Genomic DNA, 12,136 nt, shown 5'->3' with positions numbered 1-12,136 from the left:
TTTACTGTACGCGACAACTTCTCAAACTCCGCATAAGTGTCAAGAATATCAGCATATTCATAATGACGTACCTTAGCTATCATAATTTTCTTATTTTCAGTAGGAATCGTATTCTCCTTATCACTCAGGACTTCCTCATAAAGTTTCTCACCCGGACGTAATCCCGTAAACTTTATTTCAATATCTTCACCCGGACGATAACCGGCAAGTTCGATCATACGAGTAGCCAAGTCAACAATCTTCACAGCCTTGCCCATCTCAAAGACAAAAATCTCATTGCCCTCACCCATAGTAGCGGCCTCCATTACCAGGCGACAAGCTTCGGGAATAGTCATAAAGAAACGGATGATATCGGGATGAGTCACTGTGACAGGACCACCATTCTCGATTTGTTCCTTAAAACGGGGAATTACAGAGCCGTTACTACCCAAGACATTTCCAAAGCGGGTAGTGATAAATTTGGTATGACCTTTCACTTTTCCCTCACGAATAGCACATCCCAGACTCTGTACATAGATTTCTGCCAGACGTTTCGAGCATCCCATTACATTGGTCGGATTCACCGCCTTATCGGTAGAAACCATGATCATTTTCTCAGCTCCGTATTCTACAGCCATATCAGCAACCTGACGCGAACCGACCACATTGACCAGCACAGCTTCACAGGGATTTTCCTCCATTAACGGAACATGCTTATAAGCAGCAGCATGGAAGATTACCTGAGGGTGATAGATATCGAACACCATACGAAGACGCTCTTTCACACGGACATCTCCAATGACAGGAACAAAATCAAGACCGGGATAATTCTTCTCAAATTCCAGACGGACATTATGCAGAGGTGACTCGGCAGAGTCAAACATGATCAGTTTCTTGATATTCATCTGAGCCAATTGCCGGCAAAGCTCGCTACCAATACTACCGGCTGCTCCTGTCACCAACACAACCTTGCCACAAAACTCAGTCATCACCTCCTCCATATTAATATGAATTTCTGAGCGACCCAGCAAATCCTCAATCTTGATAGGACGTACCCACTGGTGGAAACTTCCGTTTTCGTCAGCCTCACTAATACTCGGAGCTATCAGTGTTTTCAACCCGTTTCTTTTACAATACTGAAGCAAACGTCCTTCTTCTTCACGGGTATTCTCATAGCGGGCAAACAAGATGCCTCCGATACATTTCTTATGAATCAGTTTATTGAAGCACTCTTCATCTTTAAAAGAATAAACAGGAAGATCAGCCACACGCCGAATAGAATTACCTGTTCCATAAATACAAAAGCCTACAACTTTATAATGAGAACTGTTCAGTAACCGGACTTTCAATGCCACACTCTTATCATCAATACCATAAATCAGAATACGCATATTCTTTTTATTCAGTACATTTAGCAAGAATTCATAAACAATAATCAACTGTATACGAAACCCAACCATAACAATAAAAGTAAGCATAGCGTCAAACAGTACAAAAATTATTTTCTGACTGTTATGTAATCCCGTCTGTGGCAGGAGAAACCAAATGACAATGGCTATGCAGACAGCCTTTATGAGCACACTTCCCGCCAACCTCCATAATTCCTTCAACTGGGAAAAACGGATCGTATTACGATAAGTATGAAATAGAGTAGCCCCCAAAACACTCGATATAACTGAAACCGCCAAGATATGGAAAAGCGAAACTATTTCTTTGGAAGTTTCCGTAATATAATGAATGCCAATAAATGACACCCAAGTACACAGTAAAGCTATGAATGTATCGATTCCCAATACAACCCAATAACTAAAGTAGTTTTTCTGTAAATAATGAATAAAACGGTCAAATGCGTGTTTCATAATTTAAATCCCCCAATTAATTATCATATATTCTTACAACGCTGATTATAAACAACTAGAATAATAGTATATAATCGTACATAATTATATTATTTCTATCAAATCAGGATTTACTTCTACACCCACCGAAAAGAAATTAGGCAGTTCGACAAGAAGACGTTTGACTTTAGAGCCACGGGTAGTAAGCAGACGGCCTTCATAACCTTCAAAAGGACCTCCAATAATACGGATCATACGACCATACATTGTATCGCTTATCTCTTCAGGTAAATAATATTTAGGATTTTCTGAACCTCGGACAGCACGTATAAAACGCTCCATATCCAAATCGGCAACCATCATAGGCTGACAATAACCGCCACCTTTCTGGTAACGATATTGCAGGGTCGGTATTTTACGAACAAACAGATCTAGAACTTCTCTTGTATCGTGGATAAAAAGCAGGTCCTGCATAAACGGTACTTCTTCACGGATTCGTTTGCCATTTTTCAACTTTAACCGCCATTGCATAGGAGTAAATACTTCTAGATGTTCATCACTGAGCTGTTTATAAGCAGGCAATTTAGCATTGGGACGTTTGAGGTCACGCATTACATACCAATGCATCCGTTGTTCATTCTTCAGAAGCGCCATAAAACCTCAAGACAATTATCCTAGTCCTGCCCAATCATATATAGAACTATATATCAAGCAGTTACAATCAAATTCTAAAAAAATAAGAGATTCCTCCCCGTTATTATCAGACTGTTTCATCTTCACCATACAAGATGCATTCAAGGTCTATTTACAACCTTACTTCTTATTTCTCTCTATAAGAGAAATACTAACGGGCACAAAGGTACGTAATTTATTGGAAATAACAGCATAAAACAGATGTAATTTTGGGTAATTGCTTCTTCTAGAGAAGGATTTACTTAACAAATGTTTAATTATCATTAATTATATAATGATTGTAATTATCTGATATCTAAGTTGTTAAATTAAAACTTACACCCTGTTATTTATCTTATAGAGAGAACTATATTTTGCTAAACAAATTTAGTTTATATCAATATTATCCCTTCTTGTAGTTTCTCTTTAATAACCAGTACGATATCATTATAGAATTAAGAATGATGTATAATGACTATTAAATCGTATCCGGATCCTGTTTTACTTTGTTATATCCTTACTTTAGGAAAGTTTTAATGTGCAAAAAAAGTAACAGCAAATCATACATATCCTTTGATACATATTTCCGATTTACAGTTTCATGGCTATATGGTAGATTATCTTATCTCTACAATGATTTAAGAATAAGACTATTTGCCTTATCTACCAAAGAAGTATCCAATGAGGCGAGATAAATGCGGGTAGTGTTCTCCGAGTCGTGTCCCATAGCTTCACTGATAACAGACAAGGAAATATTTTTACTCTTGGCAATGCTAGCCCAGGCATGGCGGGCAACATACGTAGTTAAAGGTATAGATAACCCCAACCGCATTCCAAGTTTTTTCAGTTTTTGATTCACCAAATGGGCAGTTTTCTTGTACTGTTTCCTTCCGTCTACCTCCATATCTCGTATAATAGGTAGCAGGTAAGGGCTCCCCTGAGTATCATACCTGTCAATTATTTCTTGCATTGGCTTCTCCCATTTGATAAATAATTGTTGCCCCGTCTTCTGCCGGCGATAAGACAGAATTCCGTTCTGCAAATCTTTCTTTCTCAAAAAAGCCATATCAATGAATGACATACCACGGGTATAAAATGAAAACATGAAAATATCTCTCGCATAAGCCAGAGAAGGACTCTTTGTCAGATCAAGTTCCTTTAAACGGCGAATCTCCTCTAACGGAATAGCACGTTTGACCGTCTTGTCTATCCCTGTATAAACATATTTAAAAGGACTTCGCTGAACCGTCAAGCCCTTCTCCACAGCACGATTATAAATAGCCCGAAGATTCCGCATATAATAAGAGGTGGTATTCGGACAAATATCGGTAGACTTCAAATAACTCTCATATTTCATCATCAAACTGGAATCAACTTCTTCCAGCAAGACATCTTTCCCTTTCCGGAAACGTACAAAGCTGTTTAATGTAGTCATATAAGTTTCAGCGGTACGGTGTTTGCCAATTTGATTTAACTCCTTGATAAGATGAAGAGTAAAGGATATGAAACCACTATGCTCTGTGGATGCACAATAAAGTTCCACCAAACTATCTGAAGTATAAGCAATGCCTGAACGCTCAAGACGGGTAATAATATTCTTCAGCCTTACACTATCCTCCAACAGAGAATTTTTCAAAGAAAGCAAGTAATCTCTCCGACTTTCACTGGTTACCGAAGACAGAACAACCTCCGAATGTACCGCGTCCCATTCCGCAGGAAACAACTTGTATCCGGTATGTATTTGTCTTACTATACGCTTATGAATCACTTGATAGAAAAGTGTACCTTCTTTCGTAGCGACGGAAGATGCACGGAATTTTACTTTTACTGTTGCCATACAAAATTATTTCTCAAAATCAATATAACCAAACGTAAACTCATAGATATTGAATGATCCGAATAAAACGTTTTATCCGAATTTTACAATAACCACTCTCTATAATTCACATTCCACTATTTCTTCACTACAGAACATACAATTATCGAAATAACTTGCCGCTTTACCTTATTTTAATAACTAATTCTTATTTTTTATGCAATATGTAACACTATCAGCGCTTAAAACAACACCACTAAATGCAAAAATCCCTCAATAATCTACTGATTATCAAGGGATATCCATGTGACCCCGGTGCGATTCAAACGCACGACCTTCAGAACCGGAATCTGACGCTCTATTCACTAAGCTACGGGGCCATTCTTTTTATGCGAGGACAAAAGTATAAAAAATCTTCTCATCTTCCTAATGATTCTTCTTTTTTTATAGTTATTAAGGTACCCACACCTGTTAACACTCTGTTATTTTGAAATGCTTTATAGCACATAGTTTATCAATTTGACAATCTTTTAGAGAAATCTCAATACATATATCATTTTTATTCCTATCTTTGCCGACAATTAACATTTAACAAACCTATGAGTTACTTGATAAAACCTAAGAACTACAAACCGCTTCTCGACCTGAAACAGACCGAGCTGGGAATCAAGCAAATAAAAGAGTTCTTCCAATTAAACTTATCATCCGAACTACGCCTGCGACGTGTGACAGCCCCCCTGTTTGTGTTGAAAGGCATGGGTATCAACGATGATTTGAATGGAATAGAACGACCTGTTTCTTTCCCGATAAAAGATTTGGGCGACGCACAAGCAGAAGTAGTTCATTCACTGGCTAAATGGAAAAGACTGACCTTAGCCGATTATCACATTGAACCGGGATACGGTATCTATACCGACATGAACGCAATCCGCTCCGACGAGGAACTGGGTAATCTACATTCACTCTATGTAGACCAATGGGACTGGGAGCGTGTTATTACCGACGAAGACAGAAACGTAAACTTCCTGAAAGAAATCGTTAACCGCATTTATGCAGCCATGATTCGCACAGAATATATGGTATACGAAATGTATCCTCAAATCAAGCCGTGCCTGCCTCAAAAGTTACATTTCATCCACTCTGAGGAGTTACGCCAACTCTATCCGAACCTGGAACCTAAATGTCGTGAGCACGCTATCTGCCAGAAATACGGTGCCGTATTCATTATCGGCATAGGCTGCAAACTGAGCGACGGCAAGAAACATGACGGCCGTGCTCCGGACTACGACGACTACACAACAAACGGCTTGAACGGCCTGCCCGGACTAAACGGCGACCTGTTGCTTTGGGACGATGTACTGCAACGTTCTATCGAACTTTCGTCTATGGGTATACGTGTAGACAAAGAGGCCCTGCAACGTCAGTTGAAAGAGGAGCACGAAGAAAAAAGACTGGAACTCTATTTCCACAAGCGCCTGATGAATGACACTCTCCCGTTATCTATCGGTGGAGGTATCGGACAGTCACGTTTGTGTATGTTCTACCTTCGGAAAGCACATATCGGAGAAATACAGGCCAGCATCTGGCCCGAAGATATGCGCAAAGAATGCGAAGAACTTGATATACACCTTATATAATTGCTATGAACGTACAGATAGAAGAAAGTTGGAAAACACATTTGCAACCGGAATTTGACAAGGACTACTTCCGCACACTTACAGAATTTGTAAAAAGCGAATATAGCCAATATCAGATATTTCCTCCCGGAAGGTTGATATTCAATGCTTTCAACCTTTGTCCTTTCGATAAGGTAAAAGTAGTAATCATCGGACAGGATCCGTATCACGGACCGGGTCAGGCACACGGACTTTGTTTCTCCGTTAACGACGGAGTACAATTCCCGCCTTCACTGGTGAATATATTCAAAGAGATCAAAGCAGATATAGGAACAGATGCTCCTACCACAGGAAACTTAACCCGCTGGGCCGAACAAGGTGTACTGCTGCTCAACGCAACACTGACTGTACGTGCACATCAAGCCGGTTCTCATCAAAACCGAGGTTGGGAGACATTTACCGACGCCGCTATTCGTGCCCTGGCAGAAAGCAAGGAGCACCTGGTGTTTATCTTATGGGGCTCGTACGCTCAAAAGAAGGGAGCTTTCATTGACCGGAACAAGCATTTAGTGCTTACCTCTGCACACCCTTCTCCCCTATCCGCCTATAACGGTTTCTTCGGCAACAAGCATTTCAGCCGGACAAATGATTATTTAAAGGCACATGGAGAAACGGAAATCAACTGGTAGTTGAATACAGGTTGAGAGTTGAAAAAGAAAATGGCTGCGCTATTACCCAATGAATAGCACAGCCATTTTCTTTTTCCATAATATTGCAACAATGCAATTATATATCTTTCAACTCTACGCTTATCCTAGTACCACTGGATATTACTTTGCGTCTGGCTTCTCTGTTCATACTTCAAATCCTGAAGAATGCTTGCATTTGCCCGGATAGTAACATTATAATATCTCCACCGTCCGAAAGGTGAAAGACTGGCGGACAAGTTGAAACAGTGCAAATCACGGGAAATCGTACAAGAAGTTTGTGTGATCTCCTTTGCCTGGAAGTCGTAACCGGAGTTGAATGAAAGCGACCAGTTATTGGATATTTTCACGTTTCCGTTCGCGTTGATATTATGTGTATACGTATAAGGATATCTCATAGAGTGGCGGTTAATAGGCTTCGTTCTATCTTCACGGATATTGAACGAATAACTAAAACTCAAAGACCAAGGCATTTTGAATACCTGATAACCGTCCGAGTCCGCTTGCGCATTCTCGACCTTCTTAGTGACAGTTCCGTCTTCCTCCGAGCCTTCCGAATCTTCATCATCACCTTCCGGCTTCTTCTTATCCTTATCTTCATCCTCTTTCGGTCCGAACCACTTCTTCCAAGTATCATTATTGAAAGTATAGTTAAATGAAGAACCATATCCCTGGAAACGTCCGAAGCGACCATACGACCACTCCGTCCGGTTACCGGTAACTACATTACCGCTTTTATCAAAAGTATAAGCATACGTAGCAAATGACGCATTCATATTAAAGGTATAACTCTTGGTCAACTTCAAACGAAGATTTATGCTCAAATCACTCCACGGCCGTTCCTTTGCCGCCATATTATAAGACATATTTGCACTCAAGTCATCAATAAGGCTCACTTTCTTGACCGTATCTTCTTTTGCGTCGTAATACTTCATTTCCAAGTTATTGGCTATCGAGAAACTGACTGTTCCCGAACCTTCACGGGAAGGAACGCCATAAGGCTGTCCGGTAAAAGGAGAATAATATTGTGTATCACCGTTATAATCAGTATACTCCTCCCAATACTTGCTAAATCCCGGAGCACCGCTCAGGCTAACTTGTGGCGTAAACACATGACGAATCTGTATTTCCTTTTTCTTCATGAAAAGAGGTTTGTACATACCATACAATTTGGTGCTCAGACTCAAACTTGCCGAATAGTTGGATACCCGGTAGAAACCGTTAATCGTATCGCCCGGCAATGCCTCCAGTCTACGCGTTTCCTCATTATATTGCTGATTTACCTTACGGGTATACCAACGTTCCGTATAATTCACCGAAGGATTAACCTGCAAATATTTGAACAGAGTAAAAGTAGCGCTGATAGGGATATTATGATTCATCGCATTTTCCCATTCGCTCAGTCCGGCTTTGAACAGACGGTCGTCTTTCGTACGGATACTGTTTGTCAGACGTCCTGTATAGCTAAGAGAAATCTTTTCATACCAGCGTTCTTCCCCGGCCGCTTTCTTGCGTTTGAACGGGAAGAGACGGCTCAACGATATATTCAAGTCGGGCAACGTCACCGCAATGGAAGAGTCACGCATGGTCTGTGCAATATTGGTCGTTCCGGAAAGCGTCAGACCGATATCAGGGAAACTGCGTGAATAACTGATACTTGATGTTTTGGTATTCTGAGTCAACAACTGTGAATTATAAAGGTTGTTGATATTTGAACGTTCGTAGCTACTGGTCGAGAAGTTTACACTGGCAGAGAAAGTACTGTTCGGACTCGCCTTGGCATCCTGGCGATGATTCCAGACAATCTTAAAGTCCTTGGCAACTGCATAATCCGGCATCCCTTTGTCCCCCGTCTTAGTGACCTGATAATCCGCTTGCAGCGTACCGGAGTATTTATATCGTTTATTATAGTTGGTCAATCCGGAAAGTCTCCACGAACCTTTGGTAAAGATATCTCCCGTCATTTTCAGGTCCATGATGTCACTGATAGCAAAATAATATCCGCCTTCTGCCAGACCGAAACCGCGACTGGAGTCGTCCATATAAGTCGGCATGATGAAACCGGAAGAATAGCTGCTGGAGAACGGGAAGAAAAAGAACGGAACAGCCAACGGCAAAGGTACATCTTCCACCACCAGATAGGCAGGTCCCGTCACTACATTCTTTTTAGGACGCACCTTGGCCCTTGTCAACTGCATATAGAAGTGAGGATGGTCATGGTGGTCACAAGTCGTATAGCGCCCATGCTCCATAAAAATTTCATCATTGGCCCCCTTCTTGGCTTTGCTTCCGGTCACGTATCCTTCCCCCTGTTGAGTTACGATTTCGGTGATTCCCGCTTTTTTAGTTTTGAAGTTATACCGGATAGTTTCCGTATCATAAGCGGTATCTCCCTCTTTAAATACAGGTTTACCTTTTTCCACTCCCAAAGAGTCTTTGATACCGTAGGCGTGCACCGTACTGCTATCCAGATTCATTGAAATAACTTCCGCTGCCAACTCTATATTCTGGTAATTAACTTTTCCGCTACCATACAACGTAGCGGCTCCGCCCAAAGTAAAAACTGTGGAGTCGTTAGATTCATAAATAACCGGTGCGTCGAGCGGTTGTTTCTTCTTAGCCGGTGCGATAGAGTCCATGCGTACCGTAACCGTATCTGCTTTCAATGAATCATTTCCGTGGAGGGAATCATTCTGTGCAGTATTGGGGGCAATCATTCCTCTTCTTCGACGTTGAGACGTAGCCTCATCGGGAAGCATCAGTAAGACAATCAGCAGTATAGATGATATAAGTATTTTTGCTTTCAATGGCGCCATTAACTAATAGTTTACGCTTGAAGTGGCAAAAGTACATAAACTTCACCAATTATGAGTTAGAATCTTCGTTATTTAATTATTTTTTAGTGCTATAAAAAGAGAGAACACCATCTGTCAAAACGGCTTAGGCCTTCTTCACCATATTTAGCAATACTATGACGGGCTTTCTCTACCGACTTTTCCTCGTCCAGGTGAGTCTTAGAAAAGAATTTATCGGCAAAGCAGATTAACTGTTCTTCCAGAGTTATGGGCAACATCTCGCGATGGGGTACAGGAAGCTGCTGGTCGACAATGTCCTGCAAGGATAGTCCGGCCCCTGTATGGCGTTCGCAAACCAGTGCATGCTGCGGGAAACCTTCTTCACGCAAGATTTCAGCTCCCAAATAACCGTGAGCTATATAAGGATGCGAACCGAAACACTGAATCGTAGGCGCATTGGTCTGAAAAATACCGATATCATGTAATAGGGCGGCTTCTTTCACGAAACTCCGGTTCAAACGTAGTTCGGGATGCGCATCCAGTATTTTCATGGCCTTTCCGGCCACAGAAAGACTGTGTATTACTAAGATTTGCCGCTGCTCCGTATTTTCCGGATAATACTTATCAATGATTTCGTATGGATTCATGTGCTCTATTTTTTGTTCTCTTGATGAGAAATTAATATTTTTGTGCAATATTACAAAAAATCACCGACATGAGAAATAGAACTTCCCTCATTCTTTTTTTTCTGTTTATTACAGTCTTTCCTGAATGCATTAGCGGCAAAGTTGTCGCAGGCGCCGGACGCTTCGAACAATATCTGCCGTTCATTCAAGGCAAACGTGTCGGAATGGTGGTCAATCATACCTCTGTTGTAGGAACGGGGCAGACTCATTTGCTCGACACTCTGTTGAAACAGCATATCAACGTAGTCAAGGTATTTGCCCCCGAACATGGTTTCCGTGGAAATGCAGACGCGGGGGAGACTGTGAAAGACGGCAAAGACTCCCGTACCGGAGTCAGTATCGTCTCTCTTTATGGAAACAACAAAAAGCCGACTGCCGCCCAACTGAAAGATATCGACGTTATTTTATTCGATATTCAGGATGTGGGAGCACGTTTCTATACCTATATCAGCACAATGTACTACGTAATGGAAGCCTGTGCAGAAAACAATAAGGAAATGATTGTACTAGACCGGCCCAATCCGTGCGACTACGTAGAGGGTCCGATACTCAAACCGGCCTACCGGAGTTTTGTCGGTATGCTTCCTATCCCGGTACTCCACGGATGCACTATCGGCGAACTGGCACGAATGATTAACGGAGAAGGCTGGATTGCCCACAAGAAAAATCCTTGTTCATTAAAAGTAATTCCAGCCACGGGTTGGATACACGGAGAACCCTATTCGCTTCCCATAAAGCCCTCTCCCAACCTGCCGAACGATCAGTCCATTCGCCTGTATGCGTCACTCTGCCCGTTTGAGGCTACCCGCGTCAGCGTAGGGCGGGGAACGACATTTCCTTTCCAAGTATTGGGCGCACCCAACAAGAAATACGGAGATTTTACTTTCACTCCCCGCTCTCTCCCCGGTTTTGACAAGAATCCGATGCACAAAAATGTAGTCTGCTACGGCGAAGACCTCCGGAACGCAGACGATGTGAACGGATTTACACTCCGCTATTTCCTGCATTTCTACCGTTTATCCGGCGAAGGTGCCGCTTTCTTCTCCCGTGCCCGGTGGTTTGACTTGCTCATGGGCACGGATAGTGTACGCAAAGCTATCCTCAGAGGCGATTCGGAAGAGACTATCCGAAATAGTTGGCAAAAGGAATTACAGGATTACAAGAAGATGAGAAACAAATATCTTCTTTATGAATAAAAAACAAGTATCATACTTTCATTCTTTTTCATAAATCCCTTATAACTAAAGCTATAAGTATGATAGATAACTATTATCTCCGGCATCTATCATACTTATACTATTAAAATGAAGTATCTATTTTACCTCCAAAGGTACGACATGATAATACGTACCATACGTTTTCCGTCTGGATTTCACCCCAAGCCGTTGCAAGATACGTCCGAAATAAGAAGCCTGTCTGGCAGAGAATGTCATCTTACTTGCTTTCTGAATCCGTCGCAGGATGTCGATAGCCAACAGCCATTCACCTTCCTCCTCTTCTTCTGCCCCACGATAATAAACCATAAACAACTGTTCAATAGCGGGTGATTGTTCAAACTCACGATTGCTTTCCGTCATGATAGCCTCTTCTTCGGAGTCAAACCAATAACGTTCGTTATGATAAAGCAGTTCCAACGCCTGTGCATACAATTGTTCATAATCAATGGGACGCGACACATCTATGCCTCCCGTCATGTAAATGCCGATGAAACGACGGCTACCGGAAGTATCCGTCAACAAATCCCGATGATTGCTTGTAGCGATGAACGAAGCATACCGGCGAAGTTCTTCCACCGCCGAAGCATTCGGACGGCGCGTGTTCACCACCGGTTTTTGCAGAATATGCTTCAGAAAAGCCTGCTGGGTGGGACTTATCTGGTCGAATTCATCCATATTAATAAGCAAAAAGCGATTCAGATACAACTCCGCATCCCGCTTCCGACTGAAATCAATGCTGTCCGTATAGTACGCCTGTAAAGCAGGAGGAAGAAGCATTCTGCAAAAAGTGGACTTCCGGTATGCCTGCGG

At 41.9% G+C, this 12,136-nt stretch carries 9 protein-coding genes and 1 tRNA gene; 3 read left to right on the top strand and 7 right to left on the bottom strand.

Annotated features, from left to right (window positions below):
* From BHV72_RS05460 to BHV72_RS05445, 4 genes are all read right to left on the bottom strand, one after another.
* On the bottom strand, nt 1-1,838 hold a 1,838-nt coding region (locus tag BHV72_RS05460), incomplete at its 3' end, for a polysaccharide biosynthesis protein (protein WP_286855039.1).
* Nucleotides 1,839-1,922: 84 nt separating this feature from the next.
* A complete protein-coding gene (locus BHV72_RS05455; protein WP_005678761.1) occupies nt 1,923-2,471 on the bottom strand; it encodes a UpxY family transcription antiterminator in 549 nt (182 codons plus the stop codon).
* 646 nt (nt 2,472-3,117) lie between these two features.
* Complete coding sequence (locus BHV72_RS05450) at nt 3,118-4,326, bottom strand: tyrosine-type recombinase/integrase (RefSeq protein ID WP_286855038.1); 1,209 nt, start codon at nt 4,324-4,326, stop codon at nt 3,118-3,120.
* Nucleotides 4,327-4,612: 286 nt separating this feature from the next.
* Nucleotides 4,613-4,685, bottom strand: a tRNA-Arg gene (locus tag BHV72_RS05445).
* Nucleotides 4,686-4,904: 219 nt separating this feature from the next.
* On the opposite strand from BHV72_RS05445, the gene asnA reads away from it, so the two are divergent.
* Together asnA and BHV72_RS05435 are read left to right on the top strand one after the other, a co-directional pair.
* Complete coding sequence (asnA, locus tag BHV72_RS05440; protein ID WP_005678753.1) at nt 4,905-5,942, top strand: aspartate--ammonia ligase; 1,038 nt, start codon at nt 4,905-4,907, stop codon at nt 5,940-5,942.
* A gap of 5 nt (nt 5,943-5,947) precedes the next feature.
* Entirely contained in the window at nt 5,948-6,610 is a 663-nt protein-coding gene (locus tag BHV72_RS05435) for a uracil-DNA glycosylase (RefSeq protein ID WP_005682675.1), read from the top strand.
* A gap of 125 nt (nt 6,611-6,735) precedes the next feature.
* On the opposite strand, the gene BHV72_RS05430 is transcribed toward BHV72_RS05435, so the two are convergent.
* Both BHV72_RS05430 and BHV72_RS05425 read right to left on the bottom strand, forming a co-directional pair.
* Nucleotides 6,736-9,444, bottom strand: coding sequence for a putative LPS assembly protein LptD (locus tag BHV72_RS05430; RefSeq protein WP_005682674.1), 2,709 nt, complete (start codon nt 9,442-9,444; stop codon nt 6,736-6,738).
* An 89-nt stretch (nt 9,445-9,533) separates the two neighbouring features.
* A complete protein-coding gene (locus tag BHV72_RS05425; protein WP_005678749.1) occupies nt 9,534-10,070 on the bottom strand; it encodes an HDIG domain-containing metalloprotein in 537 nt (178 codons plus the stop codon).
* 68 nt (nt 10,071-10,138) lie between these two features.
* On the opposite strand from BHV72_RS05425, the gene BHV72_RS05420 reads away from it, so the two are divergent.
* Nucleotides 10,139-11,305 (top strand): exo-beta-N-acetylmuramidase NamZ family protein, encoded by a 1,167-nt coding sequence (locus BHV72_RS05420; RefSeq protein WP_286855037.1) that lies wholly within the window; start codon nt 10,139-10,141, stop codon nt 11,303-11,305.
* Nucleotides 11,306-11,422: 117 nt separating this feature from the next.
* Here BHV72_RS05420 and BHV72_RS05415 read toward each other — a convergent pair.
* On the bottom strand, nt 11,423-12,136 hold a 714-nt coding region (locus BHV72_RS05415; RefSeq protein WP_286855036.1), incomplete at its 5' end, for a VapE domain-containing protein.

The sequence above is a fragment of the Bacteroides sp. 43_46 genome (assembly GCF_001915455.1).
GTDB lineage: Bacteria > Bacteroidota > Bacteroidia > Bacteroidales > Bacteroidaceae > Bacteroides > Bacteroides caccae.
Note: the sequence above shows the minus strand (reverse complement) of the source record. Positions and strands in the feature narration are given on the sequence as shown.